The 18,848-nt window shown below is 54.1% G+C and carries 19 protein-coding genes; 8 read left to right on the top strand and 11 right to left on the bottom strand.

Features of this window, described 5'->3' with window-relative positions:
• Positions 1–125: 125 nt before the first annotated feature.
• The 5 genes from mgrB (at position 126) to rlmA (ending at position 2,727) form a co-directional block, all read left to right on the top strand.
• Complete coding sequence (mgrB, locus tag K7B04_RS19535; protein WP_163448005.1) at positions 126–269, top strand: PhoP/PhoQ regulator MgrB; 144 nt, start codon at positions 126–128, stop codon at positions 267–269.
• Between the two features lie 72 nt (positions 270–341).
• Positions 342–635, top strand: coding sequence for a YebO family protein (locus tag K7B04_RS19530; RefSeq protein ID WP_163448006.1), 294 nt, complete (start codon positions 342–344; stop codon positions 633–635).
• A 756-nt stretch (positions 636–1,391) separates the two neighbouring features.
• Positions 1,392–1,562, top strand: coding sequence for a DUF2627 domain-containing protein (locus K7B04_RS19525; RefSeq protein ID WP_074398761.1), 171 nt, complete (start codon positions 1,392–1,394; stop codon positions 1,560–1,562).
• Positions 1,549–1,758 carry a transcription antiterminator/RNA stability regulator CspE gene (gene cspE, locus K7B04_RS19520; protein ID WP_001062678.1) on the top strand — a complete coding sequence of 70 codons (210 nt, stop codon included), beginning with the start codon at positions 1,549–1,551 and terminating at the stop codon, positions 1,756–1,758. Before K7B04_RS19525 ends, cspE begins: the two co-directional genes overlap by 14 nt.
• A gap of 171 nt (positions 1,759–1,929) precedes the next feature.
• Positions 1,930–2,727, top strand: coding sequence for a 23S rRNA (guanine(745)-N(1))-methyltransferase (rlmA, locus tag K7B04_RS19515; protein WP_163448007.1), 798 nt, complete (start codon positions 1,930–1,932; stop codon positions 2,725–2,727).
• On the opposite strand, the gene mntP is transcribed toward rlmA, so the two are convergent.
• The 5 genes from mntP to manX all read right to left on the bottom strand — a co-directional run bounded on the left by mntP (position 2,724) and on the right by manX (position 6,882).
• Positions 2,724–3,296, bottom strand: a complete 573-nt coding sequence (gene mntP / locus K7B04_RS19510; RefSeq protein WP_223802813.1) for a manganese efflux pump MntP — start codon at positions 3,294–3,296, stop codon at positions 2,724–2,726. The genes rlmA and mntP overlap by 4 nt on opposite strands.
• A gap of 378 nt (positions 3,297–3,674) precedes the next feature.
• Entirely contained in the window at positions 3,675–4,133 is a 459-nt protein-coding gene (locus K7B04_RS19505; protein ID WP_065356793.1) for a DUF986 family protein, read from the bottom strand.
• Between the two features lie 54 nt (positions 4,134–4,187).
• Positions 4,188–5,039 carry a PTS mannose transporter subunit IID gene (locus tag K7B04_RS19500; RefSeq protein WP_064544784.1) on the bottom strand — a complete coding sequence of 284 codons (852 nt, stop codon included), beginning with the start codon at positions 5,037–5,039 and terminating at the stop codon, positions 4,188–4,190.
• A gap of 12 nt (positions 5,040–5,051) precedes the next feature.
• Positions 5,052–5,852, bottom strand: coding sequence for a PTS mannose transporter subunit IIC (gene manY / locus K7B04_RS19495; RefSeq protein ID WP_064544786.1), 801 nt, complete (start codon positions 5,850–5,852; stop codon positions 5,052–5,054).
• 61 nt (positions 5,853–5,913) lie between these two features.
• Positions 5,914–6,882, bottom strand: a complete 969-nt coding sequence (gene manX, locus K7B04_RS19490) for a PTS mannose transporter subunit IIAB (RefSeq protein ID WP_163449283.1) — start codon at positions 6,880–6,882, stop codon at positions 5,914–5,916.
• A gap of 455 nt (positions 6,883–7,337) precedes the next feature.
• On the opposite strand from manX, the gene yoaE reads away from it, so the two are divergent.
• On the top strand, positions 7,338–8,897 hold the full coding sequence (gene yoaE / locus K7B04_RS19485) for a CNNM family cation transport protein YoaE (RefSeq protein WP_167575592.1): 1,560 nt from the start codon (positions 7,338–7,340) through the stop codon (positions 8,895–8,897).
• Positions 8,898–8,931: 34 nt separating this feature from the next.
• Here the strand turns inward: yoaE and K7B04_RS19480 are convergent, their stop codons facing one another.
• The 4 genes from K7B04_RS19480 to pabB all read right to left on the bottom strand — a co-directional run bounded on the left by K7B04_RS19480 (position 8,932) and on the right by pabB (position 14,090).
• On the bottom strand, positions 8,932–10,488 hold the full coding sequence (locus K7B04_RS19480) for an EAL domain-containing protein (protein ID WP_167575593.1): 1,557 nt from the start codon (positions 10,486–10,488) through the stop codon (positions 8,932–8,934).
• Positions 10,489–10,624: 136 nt separating this feature from the next.
• Positions 10,625–11,989 (bottom strand): L-serine ammonia-lyase, encoded by a 1,365-nt coding sequence (gene sdaA, locus K7B04_RS19475; protein WP_064544793.1) that lies wholly within the window; start codon positions 11,987–11,989, stop codon positions 10,625–10,627.
• 164 nt (positions 11,990–12,153) lie between these two features.
• Positions 12,154–12,732, bottom strand: a complete 579-nt coding sequence (locus K7B04_RS19470) for a CoA pyrophosphatase (protein ID WP_163449280.1) — start codon at positions 12,730–12,732, stop codon at positions 12,154–12,156.
• A gap of 2 nt (positions 12,733–12,734) precedes the next feature.
• Complete coding sequence (pabB, locus tag K7B04_RS19465) at positions 12,735–14,090, bottom strand: aminodeoxychorismate synthase component 1 (protein WP_223802812.1); 1,356 nt, start codon at positions 14,088–14,090, stop codon at positions 12,735–12,737.
• Between the two features lie 91 nt (positions 14,091–14,181).
• On the opposite strand from pabB, the gene K7B04_RS19460 reads away from it, so the two are divergent.
• On the top strand, positions 14,182–14,361 hold the full coding sequence (locus K7B04_RS19460) for a YoaH family protein (RefSeq protein WP_223804198.1): 180 nt from the start codon (positions 14,182–14,184) through the stop codon (positions 14,359–14,361).
• Positions 14,362–14,364: 3 nt separating this feature from the next.
• Positions 14,365–15,087, top strand: a complete 723-nt coding sequence (locus K7B04_RS19455; RefSeq protein WP_223802811.1) for a phosphodiester glycosidase family protein — start codon at positions 14,365–14,367, stop codon at positions 15,085–15,087.
• 30 nt (positions 15,088–15,117) lie between these two features.
• On the opposite strand, the gene K7B04_RS19450 is transcribed toward K7B04_RS19455, so the two are convergent.
• Both K7B04_RS19450 and K7B04_RS19445 read right to left on the bottom strand, forming a co-directional pair.
• Positions 15,118–17,115 (bottom strand): heparinase II/III family protein, encoded by a 1,998-nt coding sequence (locus tag K7B04_RS19450; protein ID WP_223802810.1) that lies wholly within the window; start codon positions 17,113–17,115, stop codon positions 15,118–15,120.
• Positions 17,115–18,353 carry an alginate lyase family protein gene (locus K7B04_RS19445; RefSeq protein ID WP_223802809.1) on the bottom strand — a complete coding sequence of 413 codons (1,239 nt, stop codon included), beginning with the start codon at positions 18,351–18,353 and terminating at the stop codon, positions 17,115–17,117. The genes K7B04_RS19450 and K7B04_RS19445 overlap by 1 nt, the downstream gene beginning before the upstream one ends.
• Positions 18,354–18,848 lie beyond the last annotated feature (495 nt).

Genomic DNA, 18,848 nt, shown 5'->3' with positions numbered 1-18,848 from the left:
CGTGATTACGGATTGACACAAGTCTATGATTCCTAAAAGCACAAGATGCCGTTACAGTTAGCCGCGGTTTAAGGTTAGCATGCTAACCTGGTTGTATCTGAATAAGAATTCATGCGGAGAGTGGAGTGAAAAAGTTTCGGTGGGTATTACTGATAATCGTGATTGCTGCCTGCCTGCTGCTCTGGACACAAATGATCAACGTGATGTGCGATCAGGATGTTCAGTTTTTCAGCGGGGTTTGCAGTATTAACCGGTTTATACCCTGGTAAAACATTTTTGCCGGCAGCATTTCCTTCCGTGATGTGAGTGGTAGAATAGATCGTTCCTTTTGAGGTGGTAAAATGAGTGATCTTGTAAGTTCTGGGGCATTAAATCTGGCATCTCTGGCGTTATCCTTCCTGCTGCTGTTAGTCGGTCTGGTTCTGTGGTTCTTTGTGAACCGCGCCAGTTCTCGCGCTAACGAGCAAATCGAACTCCTTGAATCGCTGCTCGATCAGCAAAAGCGTCAAAATGCGCTGCTGCGTCGTTTATGTGAAGCCAATGAGCCAGAGAAAAAGGAAGAAGAGGCGCCGCAGGCAGAAAACGGAAAAGAAGACGACAAAGACGATTTTATTCGCCTGGTTGCCGAACGATAATAACTTTATGTGATGACTCCGTGCAGCCTGCGTCAGGCTGCCGGACTGAATGCTGATGCACTGCCCTGGTGCATATCCGTGTCTTCCCTGCCAGTCTCTTATCTTTGCGTGCGTTGGTTGCGGTGTTGCGCAAACATCAGTCAGCGTTAGCGTCGATCTTCCATCCCGGTCGATAACATAACAGTATGTTATTGTTATTCATGACTCATTGACGGGTATTATTTCTAGTCGAAATATTATCGCTCGTAATAATGTTGTAGCGGTGCTTAATATTCATGCGAATCCGCTTTGCATAATCCACACCATAATAGCGAAACGTTTTTATTGCGTTGTTATGAGGCAATGTCACAAAACGATCATTATTTTGGTGCAAAATAACGCGAGCTATTAACCGAACCTCTTCGAAGCGCTTCATGTGGTACGAATGGACTTATAACCGGCCATCAAAATGACAGCTGAAAAAGTTATAGTGAAATTAATCTAAAGATATAAATTTTTTGCTCATAGTAACGACATTCTGGACGCGGAAAAAAAGTTGGTCTATGTTAAAAATGTCTTACGTTACCGTAAGCTAGGTCACGTTTGCGGCATGCTGCTAGCCGCCCGTCAGCGTTTGCTCTTAGGCGTAAAAGCGCCCATGAGCAAATGATTTGTTGGGATTTGTGCGGCCGATCGAGTCACGTTTAAAAATGGCTTGCCATTATTTACGTTGTATGTGATAACACGTTTTGGGTTAAACGAGGTACAGTTCTGTTTATGTATGGCATTATCAGTAAAGAAGTTCTGAGTAAACACGTTGACGTTGAATACCGCTTCTCTGCCGAACCTTATATTAGTGCCTCATGCAGTCATGTCTCAGTTTTATCTATGAAAACGCCTGCGGGCGCAGAAAACACTCTAAGGAATTTTGCAAATGGCAAAGATTAAAGGTCAAGTTAAGTGGTTCAACGAGTCTAAAGGTTTTGGCTTCATTACTCCGGCTGACGGCAGCAAAGATGTATTCGTACATTTCTCTGCAATCCAGGGTAACGGCTTCAAAACTCTGGCTGAAGGTCAGAACGTTGAGTTCGAAATTCAGGACGGCCAGAAAGGCCCAGCGGCTGTTAACGTAACCGCTATCTGATTCGACACCCACTGATCTTGCGGCGCGCAAGCGCAACATTATCAGACATAAAGCCTCGCGTTTGCGGGGCTTTATCATTTCAGCACCATCTGCTTTAAACCCTCACGTCGCCTTCCGTCCGTGCCAGAATAGCGGTACACTTTCGCCCTTTGTTATCCAGCCGGAGTTGTTATGTCCTACAGTTGTCCGCTCTGCCACGCGCCGCTTACGCGCAGCGGCAATAGTTACCTTTGCCCACAGCGTCATCAGTTTGATCGGGCGAAAGAGGGCTACGTTAACCTCCTGCCGGTGCAGCACAAACGTTCTCGCGATCCGGGCGATAGCGCCGAGATGATGCAGGCGCGCCGCGCCTTTCTCGATGCCGGACACTATCAGCCGCTGCGCGATGCCGTGAGCGAAAAGCTGCGAGCCATTAACCCGCAACAGTTGCTGGATATTGGCTGCGGGGAAGGTTATTACACCCACGCGTTTGCCGCGCTGGCGCAGGAAACGTGGGGGCTGGACGTGTCAAAAACGGCGGTCCGATTTGGCGCTAAGCGCTATCCGCAGGTGAATTTTTGCGTCGCATCCAGCCAGCGTCTGCCTTTTGCTGACAGCAGTATGGATGTGGTGATTCGTATTTATGCTCCCTGCAATCCCTCCGAGCTTAAACGAGTGGTGAAACCTGGCGGGTGGGTCATCACAGTGACGCCGGGGCCACGTCATCTCGTAGAGCTAAAGGGGCTTATCTACAACGAAGTGCAGTTGCATGCGCCACACTCAGAAGTGATTGAGGGATTTACGCTCGAGAGCCACGACGCGCTGGCGTACCCGATGCAGTTGACCGGCAATGAAGCGGTGACGCTATTGCAGATGACGCCGTTTGCGTGGCGAGCGAAGCCGGAAGTGTGGGAAACGTTGCAGCAGCAGACGCAGTTTGGTTGCCAGACGGATTTTGCCATTCACGCCTGGCGTCGCGAGGAAGACTAGCCCATATAGTGCGCGTAGAGGATCTGCGCGCCGATGGCGATAAGCACCACCCCGCCCAGAATTTCGGCCCGTTTGCCAAGCAGCGGGCCAATAAAGCGGCCAACCATCATACCCAGCGTCGACATCATAAATGTGGCGCAGCCGATGGCAAACGCGGTGGTCAGAATATTGACCTTCAGGAATGCCAGCCCAACGCCGACAGCCATCGCATCAAGGCTGGTGGCAATTGCCGTCGTGACCAGCAGCCAGAAGCCGTGACGACGTGGCGCTTCTTTTTCTTCGGCGTCGTCGTCATTACCGCGAATACCCTCGATAATCATACGCCCGCCGAGGAACACCAGCAGAACAAACGCCACCCAGTGACTCCATTCCATCACAAACTGGCTGGCCAGCATGCCCAGCCCCCAGCCAATCAGTGGGGTGAGCATTTCGATGACGCCAAAGATCAGACCGGTACGCAACGCTTCAGAGAATTTGGGTTTATGCAGGGTGGCGCCTTTACCAATCGATGCAGCGAATGCATCCATCGACATACCTAAGGCAAGGAGGATAGTGGCGGTTAAATTCATGAGCGTGTCCAGACCGGGAAGTTTCCATACGACACATTCCTGCCCCCAGTAATCAGCAGTAATGCGTCTATGGTCTCGCTTGACTACTGATGTAATCCGTACGCACCACGTTTTGCAACGAGTATGTTGACACGTACATTTCCAGCTAGTGGAAATCAGCTACTCCCCAACGACGGGCGCAACCTTAACATATTTTTAGAATATAAAACAACTCTTGCTATTGTATATTTCGCCTTTTGATGATAACGATTTTCATTTAGATTTATTGCGTAATCAAGAGGTTAATAAATAGGGCAGGGTTTGTGGGAATAAACATAGCCAACGCTATAACTCTGCTGTGTGAAAATAATGCAGTTATAGCGATGGCTATATTTTAACTTATTGATTATTGATGAGAAGGTTGTAGATCTTTTCGAGGTCATCAATATTTTTGACCCGGACAAGAAGACGGCGCTGTTCTAATTGCATCACCAGCACACCATCCTCGGATAAATTCATTTTTTGGATTCGGCTGTATTTAATCCACGCATTGGCGAAGAAAAAGCCTTCCGTTTTGAAAATAATCTTCGGGCTACGGATCCAGAAGAGATAAAAGCCCATCAATGCCAGCGTGCATAATAACCACGTGGTGATTATTTCCCCGTGATGAGTGACGTTGTTATAAACCAGAATGACAATCAGCACGACGAAGATAACGCTGTCCACGCGTCCAGGGCGCAGCAGGGGAACCGAGAGCAGGGTAACGCCATGACGGCGGGGCATAATGAACTGGTCGTAAATGGCGAATGCCAGTAGCGCGAGGATGAAAAGAACCAGTATCAGATCCGTTATTGTCATTAAGCCTCCAGATAAAAAAAACCGGGGGCAGAGGCCCCCGGCATACAGCAGATATTACAGACCCAGCAGGCCGATTGCGTAGCCCACGATACCGATGACGAAGAAGCCAACGATAATCCACAGGGCGTTCACTTTCTTACGCAGCAGCCACATACAAGCGAAGGTCAACAGCAGCGGTACCAGGCCCGGCATCAGCTGGTCGAGGATAGTCTGCACGGTGGTGACGCGAGTCTGGCCATCCTGACCGGTGATGGTTGATACCACCAGCGGGATGTTCACGTGCGTCCACTTGTTCACCAACGCCCCCATGACAAACAGGCCGAGGATGGATGCCCCCTCAGTCAGTTTCTGCAGGAAGCCGCCGCCCATATCTTTAACGATATCGATACCTTTACGGTAACCGTAGGCGACGCCGTAGTAACGGGTCAGCAGACGGACTGCGTTAAACAGAATAAAGAACAGCAAAGGACCCAGCAGGCTGCCGCTCATCGCGATACCTGCACCCAGTGCAGCAAATACCGGGCGAACGGTACCCCAGAAGATCGGGTCACCCACGCCTGCCAGCGGACCCATCAGACCAACTTTGATACCGTTGATGGCACCATCGTCAATCTCTGCGCCGTTTGCACGCTGTTCTTCCATCGCCAGCGTAACGCCCAGTACTGGAGCGGCTACGTACGGATGGGTGTTGAAGAATTCCAGGTGACGCTTAATAGCCTGTTTACGCGCATCGTTGTTCTCTGGGTACAGGCGTTTGATCGCCGGAACCATGGAGAAGCAGAAGCCCAGCGCCTGCATACGTTCGAAGTTCCATGAACCCTGAAACAGGTTAGAACGAATGAACACGCCACGAATGTCACTCGGAGTGAGTTTTTTCTCGGTGGTAGTTTTAGTCATATCAACCATTTCGCTCACCTGTTAGTCCAGTTCGTTGTCGAGATCGTTATTGCCAGCTGCCTGAGCTGGGGCACCGGCTACGCGGTTGTATTTCGGGCTCAGCTGGATGTAGAGGATTGCCATTACTGCGCCAATCACACCCAGAGCAACCAGGTTGAAGTTAGTAAATGCCGCGGTGACGAAACCGAGGTAGAAGAACGGCATCAGGTAGCCTGCGCGCATCATGTTGATAACCATCGCATAACCGACTACGACGATCATACCACCGGCGATGTTCAGACCGCTGGTTACCACTTCCGGAATCGCGTTCAGCATGCCCTGAACTTCGCTGGTGCCGACAGAAACAGCGACGATAACCGCCGGAATAGCGATACGCATTGCCTGCAGGAACAGGGAAGAGACGTGCAGCCAGGAGAGCGCCGTCAGGTTACCGTTTTCCGCCGCTTTATCCGCCGCGTGCTGGAATGCCACGGTGATAGTACGAACGATGATGGTCAGAACCTGGCCTGCAGCGGCCAGAGGAATCGCCAGCGCGATACCCGCACCAATGCTTTGGTGACCGGCGATAACCAGAACGGTAGAGATAATTGAGGCCAGGGCCGCATCCGGTGCAACTGCCGCACCGATGTTCATCCAACCCAGTGCGATCATTTCAAGGGTACCACCGATGATAATACCGGTTTTCATGTCCCCGAGAACGGCACCGATCAGCGTACAGGCCACCAGCGGACGGTGGAACTGAAATTCATCAAGTACCGACTCCATACCCGCGATACATGCGACGATGAACACCAGCACAATCTGAAGAGTGGTAATCTCCATTGTACTTCTCCTATTGCTTATACAGACTTAAGTGTGAAAGCTAAAAAACGGGCCAGAACGGTTATTTTTCCGCTTTGGCAATCAGATCCATCATTTTCAGTTTCTGATCGGTGGAGACCTTACGGGCTTCCAGCTCGATACCGCGCGCGTTCAGTTTCTTAAACGCTTCGATATCTTTCTCATCAACGGAAATGGCGTTATTCACCTGAGTTTTACCTTGACGGAAAGCCATCCCGCCGATGTTGACGCTGGTGATTTTCACACCGCCTTCCACAACACGTTCCACTTCTGTCGGGTTAGTGAACAGCAGCATAACGCGTTCGCCCGCATATTTCGGGTTGTTGTAGACGCGGATCATTTTAGCGACATCGACAACGTGTGCCGTTACGCCTGGAGGAGCAACCTGAGTCAGCAGCGTTTTACGCACGGTATCAGCAGCGACTTCATCGCTGACGACAATAATGCGGGTCACGTTCGTCTCTTTGGTCCAACGGGTCGCAACCTGGCCGTGAATCAGACGGTCATCGATACGCGCCAGACCGATCACCATGTAATCGTTCGGGCCCATTGGTTTCGCTGGTGCAGCGGCTTTCGGCGCAACAGGTGCTGCGACCGGAGCGGCTTTTTCAACCGGTTTTGCTTTCAGCGCTTTTACGCCTTCGCTACCGGTTTCAACGGCCAGAGCGACCAGTTCGTCGAAGCTCGGGTTGTCATCACGGGCCATGAAGGTTTCGACCAGCATCGGGACGTTGACGCCAGCAATCACTTCATAGTTTTCTTTATCGACAACAATACGGCTTGCCGCATTGAACGGGCTACCGCCCCAGGTGTCGACCAGGAACAACACGCCTTTGCTGGTATCAAGCTTGGCCAACTGCGCGTTGTATTTTTCGATTAACGTTTCTGCATTCTCGCCAGGCACGAAATCGATCCAGCCAACATTCTCCTGCTCACCCAACAGCATCTCTGCTGTTTTCAGCAGTTGTTCTGCTGCCCAACCATGTGTGCCTATAACAATAGCAATCGTCACTTGCTACCTCCTTTTATTATCGTGTGCATCAGTAGGTCTGATACATTTTGAGCCGATGTCGTTACCGAATCGATTCAGACAAGGGTTAGAGAGATAAACCAATAATTACCGAGAATTATTTTAGACAGTGAAAGAATAATTAATGTGATGAAGATCCGTAATTTAGTTAAAGGTCGGCAATTATTTCAGGCTGCAAAAAATTACCTTACATTTTGCAAAGACTCGTAAATCTCTGCCAAAAAGTCATTTATTTTTGCTATGTTGTATATCCGTTTAATCACACAGGAGTATAGGGCATCAGCCCGTAGTATGGATCGTCACCGACGCCTTTTCGCAATCAACCGCTCTTGCGGCACACTTCCTGGCCTTGCGCGCCACGCTTTTCTATCATCCGGTATCGTCTCGCTTAAACATGACATAGCGATGACTCGTCACGTCTCTTGTTGGAGTGGTTTATGGAACTGTTAATGGACCCGTCAATTTGGGCCGGATTGTTGACGCTTGTCGTTCTGGAAATCGTTCTCGGTATTGATAACCTGGTCTTTATCGCGATCCTTGCCGATAAACTACCGCCTAAACAACGAGATAAAGCCCGTCTTATCGGTCTGTCGCTGGCGCTGATCATGCGTCTGGGACTGCTTTCCGTCATTTCGTGGATGGTGACGCTGACCGCGCCGCTGTTCAGCGTATGGGGGCAGACCTTCTCCGGACGAGACCTGATCATGCTGGTGGGTGGTCTGTTCCTGCTGTTTAAAGCGACCACGGAACTGCACGAGCGTCTGGAAAACCGTCAGCACGATTCGGGCCACGGCAAAGGCTATTCCAGCTTCTGGGTCGTGGTTTTGCAGATTGTGGTGCTTGACGCGGTCTTCTCGCTGGATGCGGTGATTACGGCGGTCGGGATGGTGAACCATCTGCCGGTCATGATGGCCGCCGTGGTGATTGCTATGGGCGTGATGTTACTGGCGTCGAAACCGCTGACGAACTTCGTCAACCAGCATCCGACGGTGGTGGTGCTCTGTCTGAGTTTCCTGCTGATGATTGGCCTGAGCCTGGTCGCAGAAGGTTTTGGTTTCCATATTCCGAAAGGCTACCTGTACGCGGCGATTGGTTTCTCGATCATCATTGAGCTGTTTAACCAGATTGCGCGTCGTAACTTTATCCGTCATCAATCGACGCTGCCGCTGCGTGCGCGTACTGCCGACGCCATTCTGCGCCTGATGGGTAACCGCAAGCCGGTGAGCGCGGCCCAGGAAGAAGGACACCAGCCGAACGTGCCGGTGCCGGAAGGGGCGTTTGTCGAAGAGGAACGCTATATGATTAACGGCGTGCTGACTCTGGCCTCGCGCTCGCTGCGCAGCATCATGACGCCGCGCGGTGAAATCAGCTGGGTTGACGCCGATCTGAGCGTGGACGAAATTCGCGAACAGCTGCTGTCATCACCGCATAGTCTCTTCCCGGTATGCCGCGGTGAGCTGGATGAAATTGTCGGTATTGTTCGTGCTAAAGAGCTGCTGGTGGCGCTGGAAGCGGGTGAAGACGTGCTGGCGATTGCCGCGGCGACGCCGGCGATTATCGTGCCGGATACCCTCGACCCGATTAACCTGCTGGGCGTACTGCGCAGGGCGCGCGGGAGTTTCGTTATTGTGACTAACGAGTTTGGCGTGGTTCAGGGACTGGTGACGCCGCTGGACGTGCTGGAAGCCATTGCCGGTGAGTTCCCGGATGCGGATGAAACACCGGAAATTGTGGCCGATGGTGAAGGTTGGTTAGTGAAAGGCACCACGGACCTGCACGCGTTACAGCAGACGCTGGACCTCGATAATTTGGTCGATGAAGATAACGACTACGCGACCGTCGCGGGTCTGGTGATTGCGGTAAACGGTCAGATTCCGGCGGTGGGCGAGACGGTTGAACTGCCGTCGCTGCAAATCACCGTGACCGAAGCGAACAGCTATCGCGTCGATCAGGTGCGCGTCGTGAAGCTGGTTTCCGCACACGACGAAGAAGAGTAATACCCGGTAGCCCGGCGTCAAAGTTGACGCCGGGCTAGTTTTTTCGGCTTTCCTGCTCAGCCAGCCACTGCGGAAAATCCGCCAGCGGCATCGGCGGCGAAAACAGATATCCCTGCAATAAGTGGACGCCGTGACGCTGCAAATACTGCGCCTGCTCGCGTGTCTCCACGCCCTCCGCAATCAGTTCGATATTCAGCCGTTGCCCCAGCGCGATAATAATGTCCGTGACCGTTGAGTTCACCGCATCGGTGCCGATGGCGCTGGTGAACGATTTATCAATCTTCAGTACATCGGGATGCAGCATCTCAAGCCAGGACAGGGAACTGTTTCCGGTGCCAAAGTCATCGATCGCCAGCTTGATCTGGTGATTCCCCAGGTCACTGCGCACTTCGTAGTTCACGTCATGCAGGGCATCGCGCTCGGTCAGTTCGACCGTTAGCTGCTGAATGGGGTGACAGCTAAACCAGTGTTGATGTAAGTCCTTCAGCAAGCGGCCGTTCTTGAAGTGCGGTGCGGCAACGTTAATGCCAATCTGGAAGTCACTGTCTTTGGGGAAAAGATGCAGTTTTTGCGCCGTTTCGCTAATCACATAGCGAGTGAGCGGAATAATCAGGTTTTGCGTTTCGGCAATGGGAATAAATACGTCCGGCTCTACCCAGCCGACCCTGGGATTGTGCCACCTCAGCAGGATCTCGACGCCGACACAACGCTGCATCCGGGCATCCATCTGCGGCTGGCAGTACAGGCTAAACTCCTTGCCCGCGATCCCCATATTAATTTCCCGCGAGAAGCTGAGCCGCCCGGCGGTGGCCAGCCAGGCAATCCAGGTAAACAGCACGCTCATGATGATAGCCAGCGGCAGCTCGGAGACCAGATTGCGCAACGCCAACTGCTCGGCGCCGGGGCTGTGGGCGGTGACGCTAAAGGGAAAGGCCGTGGAGGCTCGGGTATAGACGTTGTCACCGTCGTTGACCAGCGCATCGGTAATGCCGGCCTCATGCTGAAAATGATGTTCACCCACGTTCAGACTGACGTGGCTAATCAGCGGAGGGGACGGTTCAAGGATAATATTGCTGATGAGATCAATGTTGATAGACACCAGTACGCCATCCTGGCCGTCGGCAGAGGCCGGATACCATTGAATCAGTATCGGCGTTCCCTTCAGCAGGGAATGGTCGGTGGTTAGCTCAAGCAGCGGCTGGCTGGTCGGCAACTGCGGTTGCAGGGAATGGACGGCAACATCGCGCGCGCCCAGCGCGCTGGAACAGTACAGCTGACCCGATTTTATGAGTGCGATTGAGCGTACCGTTTGCAGGGTAACCGCCAACTTGCGCAACGGAAGATGGATGGCCATACAGGGTTGGCCAACCAGCGCCAGCATCGCCTGTCGCTGGGTTTCCACCGGCTGTAATATTTTATTCAGGCGTTCGACGGAATGGAACGTCAGCGCATCGATCTGTTGCTGATTTACGCTACGCTGCGAAATAAATCGCGTCCCCAGGGTAAGCGCAAAGGCACCCACCGCGATAATCACACAAACAGCGATTCGCTTACGGAGATACTTCCTGATAATCCATTGTGCTGTTTGCATGTCCGATGCTCAGTGCGAATAGAGTGATATTGAAAATACCAGTGCTGCAAAGGCAAGTGTAGTGGCAAGCGAACATTGTGAGGGAAAAGAAGGGAATAATTCACCCACCCGTATTAGGGGTGGGTAAAAAGTGTGATTAGTCACACTGTACTTTAATCGCCAGGCCGCCGCGGGAGGTTTCGCGGTATTTGGCGTTCATATCTTTACCGGTTTCGTACATCGTCTCGATAACCTTATCGAGCGACACGCGCGGTTCACTGGTACGGCGCATGGCCATGCGTGCGGCGTTGATCGCTTTCACCGAGGCGATAGCGTTACGCTCGATACACGGTACCTGCACCTGGCCGGCAACCGGGTCACAGGTCAGACCCAGATTGTGCTCCATACCAATTTCCGCCGCCACGCAAACCTGCTCCGGGCTGGCGCCCAGCAACTCGGCAAGACCCGCCGCCGCCATCGAGCAGGCGACACCCACTTCACCCTGACAGCCCACTTCCGCACCGGAAATCGAGGCGTTCATTTTATACAGCGCGCCAATCGCCCCGGAAGCCAGGAAGTAGCGGATGTAGATATCCGGGGTGACCGGCTCGATAAAGTGATCGTAATAGGCCAGAACCGCCGGGACGATCCCGCAGGCGCCATTGGTCGGCGCGGTCACCACGCGGCCCCCGGCGGCGTTTTCTTCGTTGACCGCCAGCGCGAACATGTTCACCCAGTCCACGACGTTCATCGGATCGTGGGAGAGTTTGTCGCTGGATACCAGCATACGGCGCAGGGCGGACGCACGACGCGGAACACGCAGTGGCCCAGGCAGAATGCCTTCGGTATTCATGCCGCGGTCGATACAGGCGCGCATGGTCTGCCAGACGTTGGCAAAGTAATCTTCAATTTCTTGTTTGCTGTGCAGCGCCAGTTCGTTCTGCATCACCATGCCGGACAGCGACAGGCCGGTTTCTTTGCAGTAGCCGAGCATTTCGGTGGCGGAGGCAAACGGATAGGGGACGGTTACCGCGTTGCTGGCTTCTTTGCCGAAGTGTTCTTCATCGACGATAAAGCCGCCGCCGATAGAGTAATAGGTTTTGCTGTATACCAGCGTATCGCCGGCCCAGGCGTGAATCTGCATGGCGTTCTCATGCAACGACAGGTTCTCGCTGCGAAAACGCATGCCGTCGTCCGCCGGGAAATCGACCTCTACGCGGCCATTGGCCAGCAGCAGACGTCCACGGGTTTCTACATCGCGGATAAACGCGGGTATCGCATCGATATCCACGGTATCTGGCTGGTTGCCCGCCAGACCCATAATAATCGCGATATCGGTATGGTGGCCCTTACCGGTGAGGGAAAGGGAACCGTAGACGTCGACGGCTACGCGCGTCACGTCATCAATCAGTCCCTTTTCGACCAGGTCATCGACGAACTGTTTGCCAGCCTTCATCGGCCCTACAGTATGGGAAGATGAGGGGCCAATCCCCACCTTGAACATGTCGAATATACTAATCACTTTAACACTCCTGACAGGGTTGCCGCGCCGTTGCGGCAACGATGTAATTACTGCGCATAGTGTATGAGGGAACCCGGCGTTCAGCTTAACTATTCACATGAATTTAACTAATGAATAGCCGTGATTTTACTAATACTGAAAACCGGTGGATATGATCAGTATAGTCAGGGCTTGAGGCCCACTTGTAGCGCCAGCTCACGAATGATGCCAGCGGTCATGCCCCAGACAAAATAGTGCTGATACCAGGAGAGCCAGACGCGATGCGAATTACCGCGGCGGTGGATGTCGAGAGGATGATAGCGCCCCAGACGCAGCGCTTCGGCCAGCGGCATTTCAAACACCGACGCCACTTCATCTTCGCTGGCGTGATAATGCAGATTCGGCGGAATAACGCCGACGACAGGCGTGACCTGAAAACCGGTGACGCTATCGACCGGCGGCAGTACACCGATGATATCCACGCATTCGGGTGGGATCGCCACTTCTTCCTGCGCTTCACGCAGGGCGGCGGCAATCAGCGAGGCGTCGCTGCTGTCCACCGCGCCGCCGGGAAAGGCCACCTGTCCTGGGTGTTTGCGCAAACGAGCGGAGCGCTGCGTGAGCAACAGTCCGGGTTCCGGGCGACGGACGATGGGGATCAGAACCGCCGCCTGGCGGGCGTTGAGCGCCGAGCGGGTTGGCTGTGGGCGAAGTAGTTGAAAGCGGGAGAGAAAATCGTCCAGATCCAACGAACGGTCTGCCATGCTCAGGACTCCAGTTGATGTAAGATACGATTAACTTTATCAAATGTTTCCTGATATTCCGCATCTTCATTGCTATCGGCCACCAGCCCCCCGCCCGCCGAGCAGTACAGCGTGCCGTTGGTCGCCGTAACGGTGCGAATGGTGATACTGGTATCCATATTGCCACAGGCGCTGAGGTAGCCGATGCTGCCGCACCAGGCGTTGCGTCGATGCGGTTCCAGTTCGTCGATAATCTCCATGGCGCGTACTTTCGGCGCGCCGGTGATAGAGCCGCCAGGAAAAGCGGCGCGCAGCAGATCGCTGGCGTGCAGCGAGTCGGGTAGTTCCGCGGTAATGGTGCTCACCAGGTGATGCACAGCTGGGAATGGCTCCACCACGAACAGTTCCGGCACCCGCACGCTGCCGGGCGTCGCCACACGGCCAATGTCGTTGCGCATCAGATCGACAATCATCAGGTTTTCTGCACGATCTTTCGGCGAGTTGGCCAGTTTCGACGCCTGAGCAGCATCTGCCTGCGGATCGTCCAGGCGAGGCAGCGTGCCTTTGATTGGCCGAGTCTGGATCTGTCGCTGATGAAGCTGAATAAAACGCTCTGGAGACAGGCTCAAAATCGCGGCGTCGGCAAGGCGCAGAAAGGCGCTGAACGGTGCGCGGTTGGCGCGGTTCAGCCGGACAAACGCCGACCATTCGTCGCCCTGATAGGTGGCCTGAAAGCGCTGGGCCAGATTCACCTGATAGCAGTCGCCGCTACGCAGATATGCCTGCACCTGACGGAATTTCTCGCCGTACTGCTGGCGGCTCATATTGGACTGCCACGCCGAGGTGAGAGCGAAGGGGGGAGACTGCGGCGCAACCTGCTGCTGCAGCCACGCCAGACGAGCTTCCACATCGTCATAGCTCAGTAAGGTGACAACCTGACGCTGATGGTCGACAATCAGCGCCCAGTCATAGATCCCGACCGCCATGTCCGGCAGGGCGATATCGTGCTGCGCCCGCGTCGGCAGCTTCTCAAAACGTCGTCCCAAATCATAGCCAAACAGCCCCACGGCGCCGCCGGTAAACGGTAAGTCAGCCAGCGGCTGGCGGGAGAATTTGCTGTCATCGAGCGAGCGTTGTAGCAGAGCCAACGGATCGTCCGTCGATGAAATTGCGCCGCTCTGACCACTTACCGTGGTGGTATCACCGCAGGTGAGCAGCGTGGTACGCGGTTCGGCGACGACGATGTCGTAGCGGCTGTGCGGATGTTCGGCGTAACCGGAGTGCAGCAGCATCGCCCACGGTGAGGCGCTGAGCGGGGCAAAGTAGTATTCTGCGGCGTCCTGTCGCCAGGGAAGCGTTAGGGTTGAAGGGTGTAACATTGTTATTCAGTCCAGCCAGGTCTGCGCTGCCTATGGCTAATAATCGGGCAGCATGAAATAATAAGCGCACACAATGTAGCAGGAGTAAATGATGTTTGCAGGATTACCTTCACTGAGCCATGAGCAGCAGCAGAAAGCCGTCGAGCGTATTCAGGAACTGATGGCGCAGGGGATGGCGAGCGGCCAGGCCATTGCGCTGGTGGCCGAAGAGCTGCGCGCGACCCATACCGGCGAACGTATTGTCGCCCGCTTTGAGGATGAAGACGAGTAAACGATGACCTTTCGGATGATACCCCTGTTGCTGGCGATAGCGCCGCTGGCGGCAGTCGCGCAGGATGCGTGCCAACTCACAGACCCCCAGCTCACGCTGCAAAGTTACACCGTCGATGCCCAGCATGAACGCATTGCCATGTACTGGCGCCAACCTAACGGCAAAGCCTACGACTCGCTACGCGGGCTGTTGAACGCCATAAACGACGAGGGTCGGGTGCAGATGGCGATGAACGGCGGCATTTACGATAAAGCCCATGTGCCGCTGGGGCTGTATATCGAAAAAGGCCAGCAGAAGGTAGCCGTGAACCGCGCCTCCGGCGGCGGGAATTTTTTTATTAAGCCCGGCGGCGTGTTTTATCTACGCGGGCAGCAGGCGGGGATCGTCAGCCTCAATGAGCTGAAATCCACCAAAGGAATGGACTATGCGGTCCAGTCCGGACCGATGCTGATCGAAAACGGCGTGATTAACTGGCGGCTGAAGCCATCGGCCAGTTCACGTAAGCTGCGCAACGGCGTCGGTATCACTGCGGAGGGAAAGGTGGTATTCATGCTGAGCGAGCGGGAAACCAATTTCTACGATTTTGCCTGTTATGCGCAATCGCGCCTCAACGTACGACAAATGCTCTACCTCGACGGCACCATCTCTAAAATGTATCAACAGGGCGGCTCGATTCCCTGGCAGTACTATCCTTTCGTCAGCATGATAACCGTCGAGAAGCGGTAAACGCGCCTTCCGTTGCCGGAAGGCGGCGGGTCAGAGAAGAATATCTGGTGGCAACGCCGGGTCATCGTAGAGGGTGACGTGGGCGACACGTTCACCGCGCCAGAATGAGAGCTGTGTACCGATAGCCGTGTGGTGCACGCTGACCTCGGTAAGCGGCGATTTCGTCGCCAGATCCCACAGACAGACAAATCGCGCCTGCGGCAGATGATTGCGCATCACCAGGTAGCTGAGGTCGCTAACCGCCGGGTTATCCGGAGCCAGCCCCTGCCACAGTTCGCCGTCGCCGGCCAGCCATAGCGCCACGGTATCGCCTTCACGGGCAAAATGGCGCGGCTGACAGCCATGCAACGGCGTCATGGTCGACTCCGTCATATGCCGCAGCGGACCACTGAGCGAGAAGGGCATTGGCGTACCGCTTTGATCGAGCGCCTGTGCGGCCAGATGCAGCGTCCAGTCAAGCTGCTGGCGGTGCGGGTTATCGACCATGGAGAGGTCGATCAGCACGTCGTCCAGCCACAGCAAGCGACGGCGAAAACGCACTTCGCGCCAGGCCTCTTCATCCCACTCTACGCGGGTATGGCTGTTAAGCTGCGGCGGGGGTTGCCCCCAATCCACTTCCGTATCCAGCCACAGATAATCATCGCCCATATGCCAACCCAGCACCGCCGCATTGGCGGGAGGCTGATTGGTCTGATTAACCGTCAAGGTGTTATGGGTGGCGCTGTTCTTGTAATAGTCGTAATGCATTTTGGCGCCGTAGCCGGTCGTGCCGAGATCCGGCAGTAGCCAACCGTCGCGCTGCCACAACATCAGGCTCAGCCTGTCATAATGGTCATGCTCGCCGCCCCACGGACTGTGTTTGATCAGCACCGCCTGCTGTTGCTGCGGCCGACGCCAGAGCGTCAGACCCGCGCCTGGCGCAAACAGCGACTGCTGAGGGATCAAGTCCGGCGTGGTTTCCGGTAGCGGACTATCACGCCATAGCAGGGTTTCCCTTTCGTCCGGCTGCGCCTCGGTGAAGTGCAAAACGGCCGCGTACTGCGGATCGCGCCAGATAAACCAGGCGAATTCGTAGAGATCCCGGTGGTGCAGTTTCTCCTGGCCCGCGATGCAGTCGTTGAGCCGCGGGAAGGTGCCATCCGGCAGCAGCAGCGAGAGCGGGAAGCTGAGCATTTGCGGGTACCACGGGCCGTCGAGCAGGCTCCAGCGGGTGCCCCGCGCCAGTTTCTCAAAGGCGAAAAAGCCCTGCAACGCGTAGTAGTGATAGTGTACTGAACCTTCGAACCACAGCCCTTCCGCCAGCAGGCCGTGCTCGAGCTGCCAGCGCAGCCCGTAGGGGGCGTTGACGGCGAACTCCAGCAGATCTTCATCTTCCAGCACAAAACCCAGCACGCCCAACGCAGCGCTGATTTTCACTTCGTGGTTATGAATTTGCGGGCTGCGATGCGCCTGCAAAAACGTCGCCGCACAGCGCAGCAGGTTGCGGCTGATATGTTGCCGCTCGTCGTCGGTCAGGCTGTGCTGAATAAAATCGTAACCCAGCGCCATATCCAGAATGCAGTTGGCTTCACACAGAGTCTGGGCGTTCATCTTGCCTGGACCGTTGTGAGGAATCCCGCCGTGTATCTCATAGCCGGGATAGACGTCGGCGTAGCCCATCAGCAGGGTACGCACTTTATCGCGATAAGCCTTCTCTCCGGTGAGCTGCCACAGCAGCCCGAGCTGCTGACAAGCGCTGGCGTTACGGCCATTCATCTCTCGCCACCACGCGCCGTCCCACGGCTCGCCGCGGAAGGCTTCACCGTCGACCGGGCAACAATGGCGGTGCGGTGAGTCCGGCTGCCAGATAAGCCGCACCCCATGATGCGGACAAAAATAGTACAGATTCCAGGTGGCAATTCCGCTTTGCGGAATACGCACCTCGGCGTTCAGCGCCGGTTGTGCATCCTTGATGAGCCGTTCAATCAGGCCGCTATTGCCGGCTGCACGTCTGGCAATATCGGACCATAGCCCAGAAAATTGTTTCATTATTGGTTATCCCTGACCTCTGTTGGCACATTAAGAGGGGCGATGAGCGTCGTGATGTCATCAGGATATTTTGCCCGCAGCCACTGGGCTTTCTCGCGGAACAACGCATCTTCCGGCCAGGCATGTGCGGCGGTTGCCATGTTACGCAGCGCTTTTTTATCGTCCATTTTGTCGAGATCTTTCCACGGCCATGGGGTATCGCTATTGATAAATCCGGCGATGTATTGATAACCCTTGCGCAGGCTGTGATCGTCGAGGGTAAAGTTCCAGATATCGACGCCGGCCTTCTCACCCAAGCGGCCAAGACGGCTGTAGGCATCGAGATTGAAGTTGCTGTAGTGCCACGGGCGGGTGCGCTCCAGCTCGGCCATCTGGCGGCCTTCCACGTCAAACTGCCCGGCAATACGCCGCAGCTGAGTCACATAGAGGCGTTTTTTAGCTTCCTCGGTTTTGCCGCTGAACAGGGCGAAAGTGGCGGCCTGCATATCAAAGTAGGTGCCGTGGTTGTTATGCCAGTTTTCTTCTTCGAAGCCATTCTGGCTGGTGGTCATCCAGTGATAAAAATCGCCGAACCACTGCTTCAACTCGCCAGTGTCCTTTTCGCTGAGCGCACCAGAAGATTGCAGAATGGCAATCGCGTCAACCACATCAACCAGCGCCCGGCTATCGATAATCCCGATGCCGCGACCGGTGTTGATTCCGGGTATCGCCTGGGCATGCTGAAGATTAGGCGTCATGCGGGTTTTCGGGTCGAGGAACCAGGTTTTAATCTGCTGCGCCGCTTTTTGCGCGTAGCGTTCGTCCTGCGAGAAGTACCAGGCCAGCGCCAGCGTTGAGACATCGTTACTCATCTTCACCAGACGGTTTTTATCGGTGGCATCACTGTTGGCGTCGGGGTTGGTTTGCCCATCTTTACGGATGTATGGCAGGCCGTCTTTGGTGTCTGGATTCGGCCACCAGTAAGGCGGGAAGCTGTAATAATCGTGCTTGTTGCCGCTGGCGGCGACGAGCGTTTTATCCATCACCGAAAATAGCGGGTGCTTCAGCGCAAGGTCGGCCTTTTTTAACAACGCGCTTTCGGCCTGCATAAAGAGCGGGTCTTTTGCCGCTATCTGCTGACGGCTGAAGGTCAGATCTTTCGCATCCAGCGTATACGGTTCGGCAGCGTACAGCGAAGCGCTGAGTCCGGAACAGAGTAAGGCAATGCCTAATATTCCTCGGCGTGATATTGAACTCATAGTGATAACCCTTCTGCAAATATGAGAAAAGATAACAAGAGAACTACCCCATTGCGTATTTAACGGCACGCAAAAGGCAGGCTTTTTAATTAACAAAAATAAATGTGTAAATAGGATGGCGTGCAGTGTAAAAGACAAAGTGAATTTTTTTGTGATATTCATCATGCTTATTGCGATGGATAAAAAATGACGCATTTAATGCAATGACGATCACGATTTTGGCTGGTTTTCTACTTTTTTTGATTTAATCAATAATAAGTGTAAAATCATATCTTATTGATATTAATAATTAAATTATTTTTGTCACTTATTCTGTCACTTCTGTGTGTGATCTGATTCACCTTTTGCGTTTTTGAAATAGGATTTCTTTTTTGTCCCGTTGTATTGGAAAATATCTTTCTATTTAATATTCGAAAATAAATTTTTACCTATGTTGTATTAATGCCGACTGCCTCTCAAAACAGTCGGTGCGAATTTATTTACCGTTGTGCCCTA

The organism is Kluyvera sp. CRP (genome assembly GCF_019930565.1).
GTDB classification, from domain to species: Bacteria; Pseudomonadota; Gammaproteobacteria; order Enterobacterales; family Enterobacteriaceae; genus Kluyvera; species Kluyvera georgiana_A.
Note: the sequence above shows the minus strand (reverse complement) of the source record. Positions and strands in the feature narration are given on the sequence as shown.

What these genes read in the sequence shown, in the direction of transcription:
- yoaE (WP_167575592.1), top strand. Translation starts at nt 7,338, where the DNA reads ATGGAACTGTTAATGGACCCGTCAATTTGGGCCGGATTGTTGACGCTT.
- K7B04_RS19505 (WP_065356793.1), bottom strand. Translation starts at nt 4,133, where the DNA reads ATGACAATAACGGATCTGATACTGGTTCTTTTCATCCTCGCGCTACTG.
- K7B04_RS19530 (WP_163448006.1), top strand. Translation starts at nt 342, where the DNA reads ATGAGTGATCTTGTAAGTTCTGGGGCATTAAATCTGGCATCTCTGGCG.
- K7B04_RS19470 (WP_163449280.1), bottom strand. Translation starts at nt 12,732, where the DNA reads ATGGCAGACCGTTCGTTGGATCTGGACGATTTTCTCTCCCGCTTTCAA.
- K7B04_RS19480 (WP_167575593.1), bottom strand. Translation starts at nt 10,488, where the DNA reads ATGCAAACAGCACAATGGATTATCAGGAAGTATCTCCGTAAGCGAATC.
- pabB (WP_223802812.1), bottom strand. Translation starts at nt 14,090, where the DNA reads ATGTTACACCCTTCAACCCTAACGCTTCCCTGGCGACAGGACGCCGCA.
- K7B04_RS19525 (WP_074398761.1), top strand. Translation starts at nt 1,392, where the DNA reads ATGTATGGCATTATCAGTAAAGAAGTTCTGAGTAAACACGTTGACGTT.
- K7B04_RS19450 (WP_223802810.1), bottom strand. Translation starts at nt 17,115, where the DNA reads ATGAAACAATTTTCTGGGCTATGGTCCGATATTGCCAGACGTGCAGCC.
- manY (WP_064544786.1), bottom strand. Translation starts at nt 5,852, where the DNA reads ATGGAGATTACCACTCTTCAGATTGTGCTGGTGTTCATCGTCGCATGT.
- K7B04_RS19500 (WP_064544784.1), bottom strand. Translation starts at nt 5,039, where the DNA reads ATGGTTGATATGACTAAAACTACCACCGAGAAAAAACTCACTCCGAGT.
- K7B04_RS19455 (WP_223802811.1), top strand. Translation starts at nt 14,365, where the DNA reads ATGACCTTTCGGATGATACCCCTGTTGCTGGCGATAGCGCCGCTGGCG.
- rlmA (WP_163448007.1), top strand. Translation starts at nt 1,930, where the DNA reads ATGTCCTACAGTTGTCCGCTCTGCCACGCGCCGCTTACGCGCAGCGGC.
- K7B04_RS19460 (WP_223804198.1), top strand. Translation starts at nt 14,182, where the DNA reads ATGTTTGCAGGATTACCTTCACTGAGCCATGAGCAGCAGCAGAAAGCC.
- mntP (WP_223802813.1), bottom strand. Translation starts at nt 3,296, where the DNA reads ATGAATTTAACCGCCACTATCCTCCTTGCCTTAGGTATGTCGATGGAT.
- cspE (WP_001062678.1), top strand. Translation starts at nt 1,549, where the DNA reads ATGGCAAAGATTAAAGGTCAAGTTAAGTGGTTCAACGAGTCTAAAGGT.
- K7B04_RS19445 (WP_223802809.1), bottom strand. Translation starts at nt 18,353, where the DNA reads ATGAGTTCAATATCACGCCGAGGAATATTAGGCATTGCCTTACTCTGT.